At 55.9% G+C, this 17,938-nt stretch carries 18 protein-coding genes; 5 read left to right on the top strand and 13 right to left on the bottom strand.

The genetic code is table 11. From position 1 onward, the window contains the following. Positions 1-38: 38 nt before the first annotated feature. The 3 genes from B3759_RS16825 (at position 39) to ppk2 (ending at position 4,163) form a co-directional block, all read left to right on the top strand. A complete protein-coding gene (locus B3759_RS16825) occupies positions 39-1,652 on the top strand; it encodes an inorganic phosphate transporter (RefSeq protein ID WP_291367817.1) in 1,614 nt (537 codons plus the stop codon). Positions 1,653-1,657: 5 nt separating this feature from the next. Continuing rightward, positions 1,658-3,115: a carbohydrate porin gene (locus B3759_RS16820; protein ID WP_291367809.1), complete on the top strand. Its 1,458-nt coding sequence runs from the start codon at positions 1,658-1,660 to the stop codon at positions 3,113-3,115. A gap of 124 nt (positions 3,116-3,239) precedes the next feature. Next, the gene (gene ppk2, locus B3759_RS16815) at positions 3,240-4,163 is read left to right on the top strand and encodes a polyphosphate kinase 2 (RefSeq protein ID WP_291367815.1); all 924 of its coding nucleotides are present in this window, start codon (positions 3,240-3,242) and stop codon (positions 4,161-4,163) included. 67 nt (positions 4,164-4,230) lie between these two features. Here ppk2 and B3759_RS16810 read toward each other — a convergent pair whose 3' ends face one another. The 10 genes from B3759_RS16810 to nrdR all read right to left on the bottom strand — a co-directional run bounded on the left by B3759_RS16810 (position 4,231) and on the right by nrdR (position 13,624). After that, positions 4,231-4,431 carry a hypothetical protein gene (locus B3759_RS16810; RefSeq protein ID WP_291367807.1) on the bottom strand — a complete coding sequence of 67 codons (201 nt, stop codon included), beginning with the start codon at positions 4,429-4,431 and terminating at the stop codon, positions 4,231-4,233. Between the two features lie 40 nt (positions 4,432-4,471). Further along, positions 4,472-5,152: a dienelactone hydrolase family protein gene (locus B3759_RS16805; RefSeq protein ID WP_291367805.1), complete on the bottom strand. Its 681-nt coding sequence runs from the start codon at positions 5,150-5,152 to the stop codon at positions 4,472-4,474. Between the two features lie 161 nt (positions 5,153-5,313). Continuing rightward, positions 5,314-6,291: an ABC transporter substrate-binding protein gene (locus B3759_RS16800; protein WP_291367803.1), complete on the bottom strand. Its 978-nt coding sequence runs from the start codon at positions 6,289-6,291 to the stop codon at positions 5,314-5,316. A 56-nt stretch (positions 6,292-6,347) separates the two neighbouring features. Then, complete coding sequence (locus B3759_RS16795; protein WP_291367801.1) at positions 6,348-7,334, bottom strand: LysR family transcriptional regulator; 987 nt, start codon at positions 7,332-7,334, stop codon at positions 6,348-6,350. 53 nt (positions 7,335-7,387) lie between these two features. Then, complete coding sequence (locus B3759_RS16790) at positions 7,388-8,413, bottom strand: isopenicillin N synthase family dioxygenase (protein ID WP_291367799.1); 1,026 nt, start codon at positions 8,411-8,413, stop codon at positions 7,388-7,390. Then, a complete protein-coding gene (locus tag B3759_RS16785) occupies positions 8,413-9,213 on the bottom strand; it encodes a hypothetical protein (RefSeq protein WP_291367797.1) in 801 nt (266 codons plus the stop codon). Before B3759_RS16785 ends, B3759_RS16790 begins: the two co-directional genes overlap by 1 nt. Positions 9,214-9,553: 340 nt before the next feature. Then, positions 9,554-11,254, bottom strand: a complete 1,701-nt coding sequence (locus B3759_RS16780) for a methyl-accepting chemotaxis protein (protein ID WP_291367795.1) — start codon at positions 11,252-11,254, stop codon at positions 9,554-9,556. A gap of 208 nt (positions 11,255-11,462) precedes the next feature. Next, the gene (thiL, locus tag B3759_RS16775; protein ID WP_291367792.1) at positions 11,463-12,473 is read right to left on the bottom strand and encodes a thiamine-phosphate kinase; all 1,011 of its coding nucleotides are present in this window, start codon (positions 12,471-12,473) and stop codon (positions 11,463-11,465) included. Next, positions 12,457-13,065: a transcription antitermination factor NusB gene (nusB, locus tag B3759_RS16770; protein WP_291367791.1), complete on the bottom strand. Its 609-nt coding sequence runs from the start codon at positions 13,063-13,065 to the stop codon at positions 12,457-12,459. The genes thiL and nusB overlap by 17 nt, the downstream gene beginning before the upstream one ends. Positions 13,066-13,153: 88 nt before the next feature. Beyond that, on the bottom strand, positions 13,154-13,624 hold the full coding sequence (gene nrdR / locus B3759_RS16765; RefSeq protein ID WP_291367789.1) for a transcriptional regulator NrdR: 471 nt from the start codon (positions 13,622-13,624) through the stop codon (positions 13,154-13,156). A gap of 206 nt (positions 13,625-13,830) precedes the next feature. On the opposite strand from nrdR, the gene B3759_RS16760 reads away from it, so the two are divergent. Next, positions 13,831-14,487, top strand: coding sequence for a copper chaperone PCu(A)C (locus tag B3759_RS16760; RefSeq protein WP_291367786.1), 657 nt, complete (start codon positions 13,831-13,833; stop codon positions 14,485-14,487). A gap of 53 nt (positions 14,488-14,540) precedes the next feature. Here the strand turns inward: B3759_RS16760 and B3759_RS16755 are convergent, their stop codons facing one another. From B3759_RS16755 to B3759_RS16745, 3 genes are all read right to left on the bottom strand, one after another. Next, positions 14,541-15,086, bottom strand: coding sequence for a hypothetical protein (locus B3759_RS16755; protein WP_291367784.1), 546 nt, complete (start codon positions 15,084-15,086; stop codon positions 14,541-14,543). Positions 15,087-15,184: 98 nt separating this feature from the next. After that, positions 15,185-16,393 (bottom strand): lipid-A-disaccharide synthase, encoded by a 1,209-nt coding sequence (gene lpxB / locus B3759_RS16750; RefSeq protein WP_291367782.1) that lies wholly within the window; start codon positions 16,391-16,393, stop codon positions 15,185-15,187. Between the two features lie 22 nt (positions 16,394-16,415). After that, positions 16,416-16,937: a hypothetical protein gene (locus B3759_RS16745; RefSeq protein ID WP_291367780.1), complete on the bottom strand. Its 522-nt coding sequence runs from the start codon at positions 16,935-16,937 to the stop codon at positions 16,416-16,418. A 393-nt stretch (positions 16,938-17,330) separates the two neighbouring features. Between B3759_RS16745 and B3759_RS16740 the strand changes: the two genes are divergently transcribed. Then, the gene (locus tag B3759_RS16740; protein ID WP_291367778.1) at positions 17,331-17,813 is read left to right on the top strand and encodes a glutathione peroxidase; all 483 of its coding nucleotides are present in this window, start codon (positions 17,331-17,333) and stop codon (positions 17,811-17,813) included. Positions 17,814-17,938: the final 125 nt, after the last annotated feature.

Here is a 17,938-nt window from a genome sequence, read left to right as displayed (position 1 = left end):
TAGAAGGGCACCAGTTTTTCTTACTGAGTGGTAAATACATGTCAGACACAACAGCCGACGCCATCCCCACTGGGCGGCCGGATATGCGGGGCGGGGAACACCCCGCTTTCCGGATGTTCTTTCTGGGCATCGTTTTCATTGCCCTGGGGTTCGTGGGGTACAGCGTTCTCTCAGACCTTCATGCCGCAGACGGTCAGGGCGTGGCCATAGGAGCGTTCGTGCTTCTGGGCCTCGCTCTTCTCATCGCGCTCGGGTTTGAATTCGTCAACGGCTTCCATGACACGGCCAACGCCGTGGCCACGGTCATTTACACCAACAGCCTGCCGCCTCTGGTCGCCGTTGTCTGGTCCGGCATGTGGAACCTGCTCGGTGTTCTCGTCTCCTCTGGCGCGGTCGCCTACAGCATCGTCTCCCTGCTTCCTGTCGAACTGATCCTTCAGGTCGGAAGCGGTGCTGGTCACGCCATGATCTTCGCGCTTCTGCTCGCTGCGATCATCTGGAATCTGGCGACATGGGCGATGGGTATTCCCAATTCCTCCTCCCATGCCCTGATCGGCTCCATCATGGGCGTCGGCATCGCCAACCAGCTCATGGCCCCGCACGGCATCGCCACGCAGGGTGTGGACTGGGTGCAGGTCACCAAAGTGTTCAAGTCCCTGCTGTTCAGCCCGATCTGCGGTTTCGCGCTGTCGGCCGCGTTGCTGATCCTGATGAAAGTCGTCATCCGCAACCGCAAACTCTACGAAGCCCCCAAAGGTGATCAGCCGCCGCCATGGTGGATTCGTGGCCTGCTGATCGGCACCTGCACCGGCGTGTCCTTCTTCCATGGTGGCAACGATGGTCAGAAAGGCATGGGCCTGATCATGCTGATCCTCATCGGTGCAGCGCCTACGGCTTATGCGCTCAACCGCGCCATGCCTGACGGCATGACACCGGGCTTCGTGCAGTCCGCCGATTATGCCGCCGAGGCTTTCCGTGCTCATGCCGCTCCGGGCTCATCGGCTCCGGACATTGAGCAGGCGCGTCATATCGTGAGTGACGCTCTGAGCAGCCGCAATGTCACAGGCCCGCAGGTCTGGTCCGCTCTGGCCGTTCTGTCCGACTCCGTTTCCAATGCTGTGAAAAGCTACGGTTCGCTGCGCAGCATGCCGTCCGCTTCTGTCTCCAACGTCCGTACGGACATGTATCTGACCTCCGACGCCATCCGCACTATGAAGGGTGGCGATACGTTCACCACAGATGAGAATGGCCGCCTCAAGAAATTCATGGCCGCGCTGAACGAAGGCACGCGCTTCATCCCGATCTGGGTGAAGATTGCCGTCGCCGTGGCGCTCGGTCTTGGAACCATGGTGGGCTGGAAGCGTATTGTCATCACGGTTGGTGAGAAGATAGGCAAGACACATCTGACCTATGCGCAGGGTGCTGCTGCCGAAATCGTGGCCATGGGCACGATTGGCCTTGCCGAAGGGTATGGTATGCCAGTGTCCACAACTCACATTCTTTCCGGGGGTGTCGCCGGAACGATGGCAGCCAATGGTTCAGGTCTTCAGTGGTCCACTCTCAGAACAATGGCTCTTGCATGGGTCATCACCCTGCCGGCGGCCATGCTGATCAGTGGCGTGCTTTACATCCTGCTGCGTCAGGTTTTCTGATTGGTATGAAGCGGGACGTTCTGTCCCGTCTCATCGGCGCCGTCATTCTGGGAGGACTCCTCCCGATGGCGGCTCCGGCACAGGCAGCGGATAATCCTCCGGTCACCGACGTTCTTCCTTCCGGTGTGCCACTTCCCTTTCCAAGTACGGCTCCCGACAACATCCCGCAGGGATGGGATACCACTCTCCTTGGTGATCCGTATGGTGTCCGCTCGCGCCTCAGAGCGCATGGCGTTCGTATCAACCTTCAGGATGTCGAGGAATTGTGGGGCGTTGCGTCCGGTGGGATGTCACGTGGCGCGACCTATGATGGGGCGACGATTGTCACCCTCAACCTCGATACGGCTCCCTTGTTCGGCTGGCATGACGGGTTGTTCAATATAAGCGCCATCCAGTTGCGGGGACGTTCGGCGACGGAAGATCGTGTCGGGGCGATCAACACGCTGAGTGGCTACGATGCCGGTGGTCGGAATACCCGCCTGTTCGAGCTCTGGTATGGTCAGGGCTTCTGGAACAACAGGCTCGACATCCGTTTGGGGGCCATAGATCCGGACACGGAATTTCTTGTCAGTGACAACGCGTCACTCTTTCTGAACGCGGATTTTGGCTGGCCGGGTGTGCCGTCGGCCAATCTGTATGGCGGAGGACCATCCTGGCCGCTCTCGGTTCCGGGTATCCGCGCCAGAATTATTCCGACCTATCCGGTCAGTATTCTTGTCGGTGTCATGGACGACAATCCGACAGGAGGAGCATTTTTCAGTGAGCGTTCCGTGCTGGACATGAATCCCACCGGCACACGATTCAGTCTCTCGACCGGTGTTCTTGCGATGGCGGAGGTTGATGTTTCTGTTGATGCCGCCATGTTGAGTGATGCGCCGTCCGGTGCGCTGCCGGGCGTGTGGAAACTAGGCGGCTTCTACGACAGCGGTGCCTTTCCCGATCGTCGTTACGATACGCAGGGACATCTTCTGGCGGCGAGCGATTCAAACGGTCAGCCCCTGATGCATCACGGCAACTGGATGATTTACGGCATTGTCGATCAGACGTTCTGGAATCCTGACGGCGACGATCCGAAGGCGGCAAGTGTTTTTGCGCGGATCATGGGAACAGGCGGGAAGCAGAACAGCCTGTCTTTCGGCGTGCAGGCCGGTTTTACATTCCACGGCATCGTACCTTGGCGTGCAAATGACGTGCTGGGACTGGGATGGGGGATGAGTACTGCGGGCAGTCGAGCCTGGAGTTTCAATCGTGACAGTCTGCAAAGCGGTGCAGATGACGTTCTTCCTTTACGTACGGAACATCATATCGAACTGACCTGGCAGGCGCCCGTCTGGAATGGCGTCGTGGTGCAGCCTGATTTTCAATATGTCCATCACGTTGGCGGTGGGATACTCAATACATCGACCGGCCGACGTGTGGGCGACGCAGCGGTGTTTGGTCTCAATATGACGACGAGTTTCTGATTATTTGTGTATTTTATATGAAATCTCCTGATATCCGCTCAATATATCATGACCAGTTACAGAATTTCTGCCACATCGAGAGCACGAAATTTTCCGGATAACAGTCACGATATCCGAGGTCATGATGGGAGAGAATGTGGTGAGCGAAGAACGGGCAGCCTTGTCTGCGGTGGAAGAACGGCTTCGCACCCGCGAGGAAATTCTCGACGATATTGACGAAGAATTCGAGCTTGAACTCGATGACCGACGTTTTGAGGGTGAGGCTGTAGAAGGCGGTTCTTTCCGCCGGACCTATTTCCGTGAACTTCTGCGTATGCAGGGTGAACTCGTCAAATTGCAGGACTGGGTGCAGGAAACCGGCTATCGCCTTGTCGTGCTGTTCGAAGGACGTGATTCGGCAGGTAAGGGAGGCGCGATCAAACGCATTACCCAGCGCCTGAATCCGCGTATCTGCCGGGTAGCCGCTTTGTCAGCACCTACGGAGCGTGAGCGCACGCAGTGGTATTTCCAGCGTTATGTCAGCCACCTGCCTTCCGCCGGTGAAATCGTTCTCTTTGATCGTAGCTGGTATAATCGGGCGGGCGTTGAGCGCGTCATGGGATTCTGCACCGACGAGCAGTATGAAGAATTCTTCCGCTCCGTCCCCGAGTTTGAGCGCATGCTGGTCAGAAGCGGCATCAAACTTGTGAAATACTGGTTTTCTATCACGGATGATGAGCAGGAACGCCGTTTCCGCGCTCGTATTGAGGATCCATTGAAGCAGTGGAAACTCAGCCCGATGGACCTGCAGAGCCGCATCCGGTGGGAAGACTATACCCGCGCCAAGGAAGAAATGCTTGAGCGCTCAAGCATTGAAGAAGCGCCCTGGTGGGTCGTGCAGGCAGTGGACAAGAAAAAGGCACGTCTGAATTGCATCAATCATCTGCTTTCGCAGGTGCCTTACGAAGCAGTGGAACGTCCGCTGGCGCAGTTGCCGCCGCGCACATACCACCCGGATTATGAGCGTCAGCCCACACCTGAATCGCTGATCGTGCCCGAGGTTTACTGAGTAGAAGAATGGGAGAGGCGAGCATCACCTCTCCCTTACTTTCATAACAGGCTTTTCAAAGCCCTGATCACGCCGCCGGTTTTGGTGTTGCCGTCGGAGGCGCTGCCGGTGCCGGGGTATTAGATGGCGGTGTGGAAGTGGCCTTCCTGTTTCCCATCGCCTTACTGACGAGCGTGACTAGCAGGCCTGCCGCAGCGACACTCGCCGCTATGATCAGACTGGCGGCTGGCATCTGTCGTTTCTGAAAATCCGGTGTCATTCCTTGCATGAGCTTGTCCTCCATGCGGATTGCGCGGCCATACGGCCACTTATGTATGCAGATTTGCTTTCAGAAATTCGACGCTGCGTTCCCACGCCAGACGATTGGCCTCGGCATTGAAGCTGGAGCGGTCCCTGTTCCCAAAACCATGTCCTGCATCATCGTAAACGTATATCTCGACCTCCGGATGCGTCTCCCGGATGGTTTTTACGTCCTGATGCGGAATTGACGTGTCTTCCACACCGAAATGCAGCTGCACGGGGCAGTGAGGCGTCGCGTCCTTGTGCGCCGCAATGCCTCCACCGTACCAGCTGACAGCCGCTCCCAGATCGTGCGTGTGGGTCGCAGCATCCCATGCCAGCGTGCCGCCCCAGCAATAGCCGATGATGCCGACCTTGCGGTGGGGCAAATGATGTCTGAAATGTTTCACACAGGCCTCAAGGTCGGCCAGCGTATCGGTCAGCGGAATTTCACTTCGCAGCCGCAGTCCTTCCTGAACGTCTTCGGAACTGTATCCCAACTCCACGTTCCGTTGCGCACGGTCGAAAACAGCCGGCGCGAGCACCGAAAATCCGGCTGCGGCAAATTCGTCGGCCACATGCCGGATATTATGGTTCACGCCGAAAATTTCCTGCACGACAATCAGCGCATAGGGCGCGTCCTGCGCTCCGGCCTGCCAGGCTGAAAACTCATGGCCGTCAGCAGCGGTCAGGGTAATGGTTGAACTCATGACGTATATCCTCTCGACAGAAAAGCGTTGTCGTCTGTCTCCGATCCTGAACCGATGAGGACGGCTGTCAATGCCGGAAGGGCATCATGTGCTCTGCGCTCAGGGCAGAATGGTCCGGCTGGCTCAGGCATCCTGAGCACAGGCCGGACTGAAAAAGGCCGTTAAGGCTGGATCAGGCTTGCATCAAGGTAGGCTGGAAGATTCTGCGGTGTTTTGTAGACATCATAACGGACATTGAAAGCGTCGGCATTGCGGGTGGAGCCGAGAAGGGAGGAAAGCCCCTCGGTCCGCTTGTAGATCTCGCGGTTGTCTTCAATGGTCAGCAGATGAGTGCCCTTGAGAAGTTTTGTATAGCTTGCAGGAGGAAGGCCGACACGGGCAGACATGATCTTGACGGCGTCGTCACGTGTTTTCGGGTCCTTGATGTAGGCCACGACACGCTCCCATACTGAAATCAGCCGTTTCCATTCTTCTCTGTGCTCTTTCAGACTTTCCGGACTGATAGCCAGAATGTCATAGATAAGCCCCGGCGCTTCACGCGAGGTGAAGAGTGGTCTGGAACCCGGCACTTCCCGAAGAGCCTGACCGGAACTGGGCTGCCAGGCGGCAATGGCCGCTACCGCGCCAGACGCCAGAACCTGCGGGGTCTCGTTGGTCTTGGTGTTCACCAGTGTCACGTCTTTTTCTGATAGCCCGACCTGTTTGAGAGCCGTCAGAAGCATGAGATGATCGACTAGCCCGGTTTCCACAGCAATCTTTTTGCCCTTCAGTTCGGTGAGGGAGTTGATGCCGGGAACAGCGATGATCATGTCGTTGCCGTCGGAATAGTCATTGGCCATGACAATGATGCTTTTGCGACCGGATGCGCCTGTTACGAGAACATCGCCATTGGTCGCCGCTATGGCATCAAGTTTGCCGGCTGCGTAGGCATCCAGTGAGGCGCTGTAGTCGAACCACTGGAAATTGACGTCGACGCCGGCTTCCCTGAACCAGTTTTTCTCGATGGCAATCTGCCAGGCCACGAAGCCGGGCCAGTCACTGAAACCGACCTGCAGGGGAGCGGCCCGCGCGGAACCCAATGTGGCAAGAGACAGGCCGAGGACGAAAGCGAGGCGTTTAAGTCCTGATCGTAGTGTCATGAGAGTTCCTTTTGTCGGAGGCGAGGGAGTTTGTGGCAAGAACGGACAACAGTGTGTCAGAGGCTTTTCTGCATCTCCTTTCCTGCTGTTCTTGAAATGATGACGTTCACGATCAGGGATGCCGCCGTGCCGTCGGGGGTTTCCGCACGGGTGATCATGTAGATCGGGTAGCGCGGGAGAATAGTCTCGGGCAGAAGCGGAACCAGTTGCCCGTTCTGGACATCCCCGGCCGCAAAATCCGTTGGCAGAAAACCAATCCCCACCCCAAGGCGGATCAGTCGTCGGGCCTCGCTCAGTGTGTCAGCCTGTCCACCGATATGGCGGCCCAGCCCATGACGTTTGCGGAATGAGAAAAGCTCCTGCGGCTCATCATTGCCCGTCAGAACAAAATTGTATTTTGAGAAAATATGCGGCTTGTACTGAGTGGTGTCGGGTGAACAGGATTTCAGTTCCTGAAAAATGCGGGAAGAGGCATGGCAGTAAAGCTGCTGCTCTTCTCGTCCAATCGGGACATATCGGAGTGTGTCCCGGGGCGCATTGTCACAGCTTATGCCAATATCCGCATCGCCTCTCACAACAGCTTCAATGGTGTCCCGCCATGGTGCCACGTCGATGTGCAGGGAAACCGACGGATAGATTTCATGAAACATGATGATCGCATCATCGACAGCACGAATTCCAAGATCGGCGACCATGCTGAGTCGTAAAGTTCCTTCAACACACCCGGCGGCTGCGGCTGCATGTTGAGGAATGGCCATGACACAACTGGACATTTCCCTGCACAGCTCAAAAACGGCCTTTCCTGAGGGTGTCAGTTCTATCCCCCGGCTTGATCGGGAGCAGAGCGTGAAGCCGATATGATTTTCAAATCGTTTGAGTGAGGCGCTCAGACTGGGTTGCTGGCGTCCGGTTGCCCGTGCGGCAGCACCTATACCGCCATATTCAACAATAGCCAGGAAATCCCGGCAGAGATTCCAGTCAACTTTACGGATGAAAGCCTTGAGCATCTGTTCTGTGGGAGAGACAGCGTTTTGTGTTTTCACCTTCATCCCGTTCCGATTTGAAAAAGAATTTTATCTACAGAAAAGTTATGGAACTACGTATTGGGATGACGTGCTTCCTGTCCAAAAGAGGACAGTGCCAGCGATGCGTCTGGCAAAACCAGCGTTCCATCCGCAAGGCGTTGTTTCAGATAGGTAAATATCTGCGCTGTCTGGGCAAAAAGATGCTCGCCAGCCACAAGACTCTGTGTCGGGAGAGCGGGATTTTCCCGTCCGGGAAGTGGCTGCACCCGTACATCATAGTCCAGAGAGAAAAACAGAGGGAAAGAATAGCGTTCTTCTTTTACTTTACGAACGCGATGCGATGTTGCGATGAACTCTCCTCCACTGAGTAGCTCAAGCATATCACCAATATTGACGATAAAGGCATTTTCGATCGGGGGCGCATCAATCCATTCTCCCTGACCGTTCATGACTTCCAGCCCGGGCGCGGTGGCGCGCAATAAGGTAAAACATTCAAAATCGGTATGCGCACCAATGCCGGCCACATCATGCGCTGTCGGATCATAAGGGTAATGGATCAGCCGCAACTGGCTGGGAGGTCTGGTCAGGCTCGACTCAAACGCATCAGCATTCAGTCCCAACGCCAGAGCAAACGCTGATATCAGGCGGCGACCTACGTTGAAAACGCTGTTGTAGTAAGCTGTTATGATCTCACGGAATTCTGGAATGGGTGGCCATTGATTGGGACCAAGCAGAGGATTGCCTGCGAGGTAATCAGGATCGTCAGAAGGGAGGTCCAGCGACAGGTCGAAGGCTTCCTTGAGATCTTTGCTTCCACTTGAGAAAACTTCCTCTCCTTGTGGGACATACCCACGATGATTAGAAGATTTGCCGATATAAAGAGCTATTTTTTCTTCAATGGGGAGGTCGAAGAAAGCTTTCGTCTCACGCAGCATGTTGGAGAACAGGGAAGGATCCATGCCGTGACCGGTGATGTACATGAAACCGACATGTCGTGCAGCATCACCGAGATTTTCGACGACAGTCCGCTTCTGTTCGGGAGTGCCGGACAGCCCTGAAATATCAATGACAGGTATCGTCGTGAAAGTACTGTTCATCAGTAGTTTCCTTCTGTGTGTACCCGATGCCACCTGCGTGTCAGATTTTTTCCATTCGGCGCGATATCGGGAATTGTGACGATGGTTTCGCCTGACAGATCAAACTGGAATGATGTCCCTGTTTTCCAGGGCAGCGTTGAGTTGTGGATGATGAGCGGCCCACCGGCCTCAGCGATTTTGCCGAAGGAGATTTCACAATCGACCAGTTGGCGGGCATGTTCTTCGTTCGAAGCCTGACTGACAGCTTCGTGCAGCGTCATGTCTGTTGGCACAGAAAGAGATCGCTCTCTGGTGAACATGAAGTCACGCCCGACCATGAGAAAGGCAGCCCGACAACCGTTTGCCGGATCTTCAAGCTGAAGATGTAGCGGGATTGACGAGGTGAAGCCTTTTTCGCGGTGCCAATACTCGGTATAGGGTAAGTCTCTGCCTTTCTCTATCAATGTCGTATTCTGCCAATGCAGAAAGCCAGCATCGGCGATACTCTGAGCGGGTTGATAGTCGATCATGCGGATCCACTCGTAAGCGTCGCCATGTGTTTGAAGATGACCTGCAAAACCTTCCTGACGGGACAGGGCGAGGCAGTCCTGATGCGTCAGATCGTCACGACATTTTCTGTCAGGAAAACGGGGCAGGGAGGCAGGCTGGCGCAGGTCAATAAAATGGTTTTTCCCCTGCAACCAGAAGACCTTTGTGCTCTCGTCACGCCGTCCGTCGCCCCATTCAATAAGGCTTCGCGTCCATAGCCCAACGAGACTAGGGATAGTGATTTTTGCTTTGATGATTTCTCGACAGTCCATTGGGGTCTCTTATCCGAACACCGCCTCTGATTGCCTTTTTCTCATATATCATAATGGAATCGTAACGTATAAACGGTCAATAGCTTTCATAGATGTGATCTATGAGGGAGGGTCTAATTTTACTGTCTTCTGACGATTGAAGTTATTTTCAAAATAAACAGGAAAATATTATATGATTTGTAAAGTGATAGTTTCTTGATCGCGAAGAAATTTCTATACACTCAATGCGGCAGCAGGGGGGACGTAGCCGATTTCTTCTGAACCGATCTGATCTGGCAAAAAACAGTCGGGCATCACCTGCAATGATGATACCCGACGCTCTCACCAATAGGTTTTAAGCCTAAACGTCACAAAGCACGGGAGCGAAAGACCGTGTTTCAGTGTCATGGAAAGAACTGATTTTGAAGTGTCCGGTAAGCTTCTCCAGCCGCTTCGCCTGACTATCCAGAGCGTGAGCCGCTTTTGTGCTTTGCGTCGCCATCGCGGCATTCTTCTGGGTCATATGGTCAAGTTTGCTTACAGAATCATTGATCTGGGCCAGTCCCTGAGCCTGCTCCTGCGCACATGTGGCAATATCGGACATCAGATTATCCATGTGAGACATCTCGCTCACAATCGACTGCAAGGCCTTGCCCGCCGTTCCCACCAGTTCAACGCCCTGCTGCACTTGAACGTCGGAACTGGAGATCAGATCCCGGATCTGTTTTGAGGCATCGGCGGACCGTTTCGCCAACTGTCGGACTTCAGAGGCAACCACAGAGAAGCCTACCCCGGCTTCTCCCGCTCGCGCTGCTTCAACCGCCGCATTCAGGGACAGCATGTTGGTCAGGAAAGCAATTTCATCAATCATGCCAACGATCTGTGAAATTGATTCTGACGTGTTCCGGATCTGCTCCATGGCCGTGACTGCATTGTTCACAACCTCACCGGATTTAGCGGCATTGGTTCGGACATTGGAGGCGAGGGTCGATGCATCCATGGCCCCGTGAGCACTTCGTGTCACAGCGTCAGTCAGCTGGTTGAGGCGGGAGGCTGTGCCTTCCAGACTGCCGGCCTGCGTTTCTGTGCGTCGCGCCAGATCTCCGGACGCCATGCTGATCTCATCCGCCCCCTTGCCAACAGTTTCTACCGATGAAGAAATTGCGCCAATTGTCCGATCAAGGTTCTGGATGGCGGTATTGAAATCGTTCCGTAGCCCCTCATATGTCGGGTCGATGGGGGTCGTAAGACGATAATTGAGCGTGTTATTGGCGAGTTTTTTCAGGCCAGTCTCGATTTCATTGATCGCGTGGACACGGCGGGTAATGTCTGTGGCGAATTTGACGACCTTGATGACACGACCCTTGCGGTCAAAAATCGGGTTGTAGGACGTCTGTAGCCAGATTTCCTTGCCATTCTTGCCGATCCGCTTGCATTCGGAGGAGACGAATTCACCGGCTCTCAGCTTGTCCCAGAAAGCGGCATATTCGGCAGACTTCGCCACCTCAGGCCCAACGAACATACTGTGGTGGCGTCCCTGTATTTCGGGAAGATCGTATGCAATCGTATCCAGAAAATTTTTATTGGCGGTCATGATAGTGCCGTCGGGCAGAAACTCGATCATGGCCTGCACCCGGGAAAGCGCATCCAGCTTTCCTTTTGAATCGGCAGCCTCCATGACGGACCCGGTGATGACGGACGCCAGTTTTACGATCTTGTAAACATTGCCGGAGACATCGTGCACAGGGGAGTAGGACGCTTGTAGCCAGACTTCCTCTCCGTTTTTCCCGATACGCACACATTCGCCGGTGACAAATTTACCGCTGGCAAGCTTGTTCCAGAAAGCGCGGTAATCCGGGCTTTCGGCATAATCCGGTTCGACAAAAATCCTGTGATGTCGTCCGACGATTTCCTCGGATCGATATCCCATTGAGTGACAGAAATTCTCGTTCGCGTTCAGGATAACGCCTTGGGTGTCAAATTCGATGACCGCAAATGACTGTTGGAGCGCTGCCAGTGTTGCTTTCGCATCCGCCCAGCCACCGGGCCAAGATTTCAACATTCTGCTTGTCCTCGAAGGTATCTGATCAAGCGAGTATAATATTTAAATAGATAATTTTTTATTTCCACCTTAAGGTATATTCTTGATTCAGAATTAAATAGAAAGGGATCTGACGGGCGTTGAGCCTCGTGCATGATTCAATAATCAGTATCGTGAAAATCAGGACCGGCGGTCCATAAACGCTTTCAGAGAACTACCGAAAGCCGGATCAGAAGTGGCTCCAGCCCTGACGGTGTATCGGGAAATGTGAACCATCATGACAGACGACATGCACACCCGGCGCGTTGCCCACAAATTCACCAATGCGTGTGACTGCTATGTTCCGTTCCTGACAGTGACTCAGCAGAGCGGCCGTTCGATCCGCGGGAACAGCCAGCAACAATTCATAGTCGTCGCCTCCGGTCAGACAGAGAGCAAGTCCTTCATCGTCAGTGACAATGCTCCGTGCAGCGTCTGACAGCGGCACACTATCGACATCGAGCCGTGCTCCCAATCCACTCTCGCGTGCGAGATGTCCGACATCCTGCACCAGCCCATCTGACACATCCATGGCGGCATGGGCGATGCCCGACAGGTCCAGCCCAAGTCGGGGACGAGGCAGACGATAGCGTTCCGCCAGCCAGCCGGTGGGGTCAGCAACCTTGCCCTGAAGCGCCAGAAGGCCCAGCGCTCCGTCTCCTATGGTGCCTGTCACCCATAGTCCGTCACCTTCCTGTGCGCCATTGCGTCTTAGCGCGTGACCCGGTGAAATGTCGCCAAGAATGGTGAGAGAGAGAACAAGGGGGCCTCGCGTAGAGGTCGTGTCGCCGCCAAGCAGAGAGACCCCGAACAGCGCCTGATCCTCCGCCAGCCCGTCAGAGAAAGCTTCAAACCAGGCATCGTTGTATCGGCTGTCTGCCTTGGGGCAGGCGAGTGTCAACAGCCATCCAAAAGGACGGGCGCCCATGGCCGCCATGTCGGAAAGGTTGGCACGCAGGAGCTTGCGGCCAACGGTATCCGGCGGATCATCGGGAAGAAAATGCACGCCTTCGACCATGGCGTCGGCGGCGATCACCATCTCCTTTCCCGGTGATGGCGTGAACACTGCAGCGTCGTCAGTGAGATCCAGCGCGTCCTTTCCGGCGAGGCGACGGAAATGACGGCGAATAAAGGAAAATTCGTCCGGAAGCGTCTGCGGAAAGCTGTCCGTAGCGGAAGTGAGGTCAGGCCTGTCCGTCATGGGAGTGGTCCGTTTCTGCGGCGGCTTCTGTCAGAGCGTGATCCGCAGGACCATCCTCCGACAGTTCTGCCGTCACTTGCGGCTCTTCGTAGGAGGTTGTGCCCTGTGCCGCAGCAGCACGACGCTTGGCGACAGCATCAAGAACGCCGTTCACCAGCTTGGGTTCATCGCCGGAGAAAAAGCCGTGGGCCACATCAAGATATTCATTGATGATGACGTTGACCGGCGGTGCGTCTTTTTCTTCCATCTCGGTAATCGCGACGGCAAACAGGGATCGGAGCACCGGATCAAGGCGCTTGACCGGCCAAGTCGGCGGCAGCACTTCCGCCAGCAGTTCATGGACATGCTCTGTGCCGGCTTCCGCCTGACGGGTGAGGCGGGTGAACAGCGTCACATCGGCCTCAGGGATAAAGCCGTCGTCAAAGGTCTCGCCAGCGAGTGTCGTGCCCAAACGGTGCTGTACGAACTGGATGATGACACTGTCTGCCGTGTCATTCCCCTGTTCGATCTGGAAGACAGCCTGAACGGCGGCGACACGGGCGGCGGTGCGCGGACGCATGGCCGGGCTCAGTCGGTCGTCTGAATGGGCCATGATCGTGCCTCCTGCCAAATGGTTATCCAAGGGGGCGCTAAATGACGCCTTTGAGGCGCAAGGTCCAGCCCTTCGGAGCATTGATGTCTTATTTAGTCGTCTGTTTGCGTTTGTCGTCGATGCTGGTGAGGATTTCCGAGAAGTCCTTGGTTTCCCGGAAGTCCCTGTACACGCTGGCAAAACGGACATAACCCACAGCGTCAATCGCGTGGAGCGATTCCATGGCGAGTTCGCCCACCCGCGTGGTGGAAATCTCACTTTCTCCGGAAGCTTCCAGTCGCCGGACAATGCCGCTGACCATCTGTTCGATCTGTTCTTCCGAGACCGGGCGCTTGCGGAGGGCGATCCTGATGGAGCGGGAGAGTTTTTCCCGATCGAACAGCGCCCGGCGTCCATCGGCCTTCACCACAGTCAGTTCACGGAGCTGGACACGTTCAACGGTTGTGAAACGCTGCCCGCAGGTCGCACAGGCGCGACGACGACGAATGGATGTTCCGTCTTCCGCCGGGCGGCTGTCCTTCACCTGTGTCTCGGCTTCGCTGCAGAAAGGGCACCGCATCGTCTACTGTTCCTGATCCCGTGCAGACTGGAGCACCTTGAGAAGGTGGTGGCGCTCTGTCCTGCTCTTTCATGGCTCCTGCGACTGGCGCGCTGGAACTGTTTTTCATAATTCAGTGGTATACCGTCAAATCACCCGGGAGTCCCACCCGCAACCCGGGGTAGTTTTCGCAGAGTCGCAAACACGCGGACGCGAACCGGAAGAAAATGACGCGGGCATGCGGAAAGGAGTGGGGTGTGAGAAGTCTGTATGGTTCGTGGAAAGGCATCAGGGCTATGGGAAAAAGCGCTGTATTGCGACGTTATCTGACAGGTGCGCTCGGCGTTTCCATGCTTGTGTGTGCTTCCACGGGGTATGCGGACTCAACGCAGCTTCCTCATGAGGATGAACTGGAGACCGAAACCGGCAAGCCTCGCTTCGTTGCTGCTGATGTGCCTGGGCAGGAGCATGCTGCCGATGATGTGGTCATAAAAAACGCGTGGATGCAGCATGTCGGTGAAGGGCAGCACTATGTCGCCGCCTATTTTGAGTTGGAAAACAACTCGGACACGTCCTACCTGATCGACCGCATTTCATCATCATCCTGCACGGTGATGTTCGGCTATCATTCCGATCTGGAGGTCGGCACCCTCACGCGACAGCTCTTCACGCATCTGACCCTGCCGGCAAAACAGATGCTGGTCTTCCCGCCGGGTGGTTATCATCTTGTCTGCAAGGTGGCAGATGGAAAGACCATCAATCAGGGAATGAGCATCCCTGTTCAGTTCCACTTTCTTGGTGGATCAGAAAAGACCGTCAATTTTGAGGTCCGGAGCGCCAGAGTGCATCGCCCTGTTGGCGTGTCCTATAACAAACTCAAGTAAACTGAGTGTGCTGACAGGAGAAATCAGCTGAATCTCTCCTGTCAGAAGGCCGTTTACCAGTTGCCGAGAAGCGATTTGGTGGCGTCTTTCGTTGCCTTCAGCTGTGACTTCTTGGCCTTGTAGGAATCGTCGAGATCCTGCCTGCGGTTATTCACATCGTCCCGATAGCCTTTAAGATCATTGTTTACATTGTTTCGGGCATTGCTGGCCCGATCGTTGAGAGCCTTTTCACGCTCCGTTATGCCGTCCCTGTAGCCGTTGACCTTGTCGTTCACGCTGTTGCGGGCGTTGTTAACCCGGTCATTCAGGGCTTTTTCACGATTGCTGACATTGTCACGGTAGCCATTGACCTTGTCGGTCAGGGCCTTTTCGCGATTGGAAATGTTCTGATTGTAGGAGTTGGCGCGGTTTTCCAGATTGGATCGCGTGTTTGTCACGCTCTGATTGACAGCGTCCTGGCCTGCCTGGCGAACGCCCGAAAGCAGGGAAGAACCAAATGACTGCTGGTCCGCCGGGACAGCGCTCTGGGCGCGTACATCCTGCGCCGTAATGGCGAGAGAAAGAACGGCAAGACCTGCAAAAGCGACGCGCTTCATCATAAATTCCTGATGCTGTTTCTAGTCATAGTCTTATAGTTTTCCTGTTCTCTGAATGAGGCAGGAAAGTTACCTACTGTAACAAGAGGTGAGGTGAGGCCCTATGCCTTCGGTGGGAAGCTGCCATCAGAATGGAGTGAGACCGGATCGGCTGCATTGTCCTGAAGAAGTGTCAGGATTTCCGTGGCAGCCGCATCGGCAGGCGTTGCCGTCCCCGGCGCGTGCAGGCCGGTGAGCAGGGTCGCAAACCCTTCTTTCTGCTGAGACTGAAGCTGCGGATTGGTCATGAGCTGCACGACCGTTTGCGCCAGCTTGTCCGCGCGACAGTCTTCCTGCAGCAACTCCGGCACAAGCGCCTTTTTCGCCAGAAGATTGACCATGGCGACATAGGGAACACGGATAAGGCGACGGGCGATGGCAGCGGTGATCGGGTTGACGCGATAGGTCACAGCCATGGGCACGCCAGCCAGAGCCAGTTCCAGCGTCGATGTTCCCGATTTTGTCAGCGCCGCGCTGGCAGCTGCGAAAGCATCGTGCTTTTCGGAGGTTTCTGTCACGATCAGGGGTGTCACTGGCCAGCGGGCCGTTGCTTTTCTGACAGTATCCGCGACGACCGGAGAAACCGGAATGACCGGCACAATTTCCGGCATTCGCTTTTTGAGAAGCACCAGCATCGCGCCGAAAACCGGCAACAGGCGTGGCGCTTCCGAGCGTCTGCTACCGGGCATCAGGATCAGGACGGGGGCTGAATCCGACAGACCATGCTGCCTGCGGAACCGCTGTGCGTCTCCAGTATCGGCCTCCGACTGAAGCACCGGATGGCCGACGAAGTGCGCATCAAGACCATGCTTCTGAAAGAAGGTTTCCTCAAACGGGAGGAGAACGAGAAGCTTTTCCCACAGACCGGGGAATTTTCTCACACGGTGTTCCCGCCATGCCCAGACCTGCGGCGCGACATACTGAATACGTGGAATACGCAGTGGCGCGATCCTACGCAGCAGCCGGAGCGAAAAGCCGGGACTGTCGATGGTCACAACCAGATCGGGTCGCAGGGCCTCGATATGGGCCACAGCCTCGTCGAGGCGGCGGGACAGAGACCGTATGCGGGGAAGAATCTCCACCAGCCCCATGACGGCAAGATCCTTCATGGGAAAAAGGCTGACCAGACCGGCTTCCGTCATGCGCGGACCGCCGACCCCCGCAAAGCGGATGTCCGGTCTTTGCTTCCGCAGGGCGGCCATCAGGCGTGAACCCAGCACGTCTCCGCTGGCTTCTCCTGCGAGAAGCCAAATCAGGGGGGCATCAGTCATGGAAAAAGGCTATCCGGCCTGATCAGGAGCAGCGCTGACTGTCGAAGCTCTTCTGGGCTGGACCGAGAATATGAAACCGAAGGCGTTCGGCCGCAGCGGACAGACGCACGCCATGGCTTTTGACGCTGAGGTGCAACTCGGTTCCCCGGTGATTCTGAAGCGCCATGCTTCCGGTTCCACTGCCAGCCGATGCTTCGGTATTGACGGCCCAGAAAGTGCTGTCGAAGTCCTCGACATTGGCCAGTCCGGTCACAGAGCCCTGCACGCAGGCATTGGAATAGCCGATCGCTGGTGCGCCGCCGCCTGCCACGCGGATGGCGTAGTCGGTGTTTTTGAAATGCAGAACGCCATTGCCCCACGTATAGCCGGGGCCAAGATTGGCCTGCGTGATACGAAAGACAATCTGGTCTGCGCTATCGGCACTCGGGGCGACCGTGTCCGTGGTTTCGGCGGGTACCGATGCGGCCAGCGCCACCTTTGCCGGGACGATACCAAAGCCGGTCACGGTGATCATCATGGTCGCGGCCAGAAATTGTCGGGTCAAGGTCGCACTCCTTATTCGGCGTTTCCCACAGACAACGGGCATTTTCAGACCGACTGGCAGAGAGGGCAGGCCGTTAAGGCTGCTGTCGCTTGCAGGAGACACCTTTGTTTCATCTCTTTTCATCTCCTGCAAGAATGTTTGTGAAGCCCGGAGGTTGCCAGAAGAAAGCATTTCATTTGACCGGCCTCTTTCCGCAGGCAATGTTGCGCCCTGTTCGGGCTCTGACGGCCACTTCTGGAACTGGCGCTGCCATACATTTGCTCTGCCAGAAGTTCCCGCCTTGCGGGAGGTTGTCCGTGCGAATTATGCGCTCCCTGTTGTCCGTGCCTCTCGACAAGCGGCGGAGACAAGGGCAGGAAAATGAGACACATCAAGCCAACGGAGAGCGGCAAAATGTCCTGTGCCTATGATTTCAGCCTTCCCGGTCTTGAGGGAGGTGTCGTGGATCTCGGGGCCTGGCGTGGAAAACCGCTTCTGATCGTCAACACGGCCTCGAAATGCGGTTTTACGCCGCAATATGAAGGTCTTCAGTCGCTCTGGTCGGAAATGGCTCACGAACTCATCGTTATCGGAGTTCCCTCCAACGACTTCGGCCAGCAGGAACCGGGAAGCGCCTCGGATATCGCTACCTTCTGCGCCCGCAATTATGGCGTGAGCTTTCCGATGACGACCCGCTGTCACGTCAAGGGTGCTGAAGCCACGCCACTGTTTCAGTGGCTGGCGGATAAAGGCGGCTTTTTCGCCCGTCCACGCTGGAATTTCTTCAAGTACCTGATCAACCGGGAAGGGCAGCTTGTGAACTGGTTCTCCAGCATAACCTCGCCTTCCTCCGGTCGTGTGCATGACGCCGTTAATCGTGTCGTGCTGGGAAGCTGATCCCGCGTGCCGAGGAGGAGGCTCTCGTCTCCAGTCAGGCTGTCCATAAAACCGCCATAAGTCCGAACCAGTATCCCTGCCGTTTTCCAGCTATGCCGGGGGCGACGGCATCCCGTGACGGTGAT

The sequence above is a fragment of the Acetobacter sp. UBA5411 genome (assembly GCF_002409645.1).
Taxonomy (GTDB): Bacteria; Pseudomonadota; Alphaproteobacteria; order Acetobacterales; family Acetobacteraceae; genus Acetobacter.
The sequence above is the reverse complement of the archived record's forward strand: the minus strand, read 5'-3'. Positions and strand labels throughout refer to the sequence as shown.

What these genes read in the sequence shown, in the direction of transcription:
- B3759_RS16825 (WP_291367817.1), top strand. Translation starts at nt 39, where the DNA reads ATGTCAGACACAACAGCCGACGCCATCCCCACTGGGCGGCCGGATATG.
- B3759_RS16820 (WP_291367809.1), top strand. Translation starts at nt 1,658, where the DNA reads ATGAAGCGGGACGTTCTGTCCCGTCTCATCGGCGCCGTCATTCTGGGA.
- ppk2 (WP_291367815.1), top strand. Translation starts at nt 3,240, where the DNA reads ATGGGAGAGAATGTGGTGAGCGAAGAACGGGCAGCCTTGTCTGCGGTG.
- B3759_RS16810 (WP_291367807.1), bottom strand. Translation starts at nt 4,431, where the DNA reads ATGCAAGGAATGACACCGGATTTTCAGAAACGACAGATGCCAGCCGCC.
- B3759_RS16805 (WP_291367805.1), bottom strand. Translation starts at nt 5,152, where the DNA reads ATGAGTTCAACCATTACCCTGACCGCTGCTGACGGCCATGAGTTTTCA.
- B3759_RS16800 (WP_291367803.1), bottom strand. Translation starts at nt 6,291, where the DNA reads ATGACACTACGATCAGGACTTAAACGCCTCGCTTTCGTCCTCGGCCTG.
- B3759_RS16790 (WP_291367799.1), bottom strand. Translation starts at nt 8,413, where the DNA reads ATGAACAGTACTTTCACGACGATACCTGTCATTGATATTTCAGGGCTG.
- B3759_RS16785 (WP_291367797.1), bottom strand. Translation starts at nt 9,213, where the DNA reads ATGGACTGTCGAGAAATCATCAAAGCAAAAATCACTATCCCTAGTCTC.
- B3759_RS16780 (WP_291367795.1), bottom strand. Translation starts at nt 11,254, where the DNA reads ATGTTGAAATCTTGGCCCGGTGGCTGGGCGGATGCGAAAGCAACACTG.
- thiL (WP_291367792.1), bottom strand. Translation starts at nt 12,473, where the DNA reads ATGACGGACAGGCCTGACCTCACTTCCGCTACGGACAGCTTTCCGCAG.
- nusB (WP_291367791.1), bottom strand. Translation starts at nt 13,065, where the DNA reads ATGGCCCATTCAGACGACCGACTGAGCCCGGCCATGCGTCCGCGCACC.
- nrdR (WP_291367789.1), bottom strand. Translation starts at nt 13,624, where the DNA reads ATGCGGTGCCCTTTCTGCAGCGAAGCCGAGACACAGGTGAAGGACAGC.
- B3759_RS16760 (WP_291367786.1), top strand. Translation starts at nt 13,831, where the DNA reads ATGACGCGGGCATGCGGAAAGGAGTGGGGTGTGAGAAGTCTGTATGGT.
- B3759_RS16755 (WP_291367784.1), bottom strand. Translation starts at nt 15,086, where the DNA reads ATGATGAAGCGCGTCGCTTTTGCAGGTCTTGCCGTTCTTTCTCTCGCC.
- lpxB (WP_291367782.1), bottom strand. Translation starts at nt 16,393, where the DNA reads ATGACTGATGCCCCCCTGATTTGGCTTCTCGCAGGAGAAGCCAGCGGA.
- B3759_RS16740 (WP_291367778.1), top strand. Translation starts at nt 17,331, where the DNA reads ATGTCCTGTGCCTATGATTTCAGCCTTCCCGGTCTTGAGGGAGGTGTC.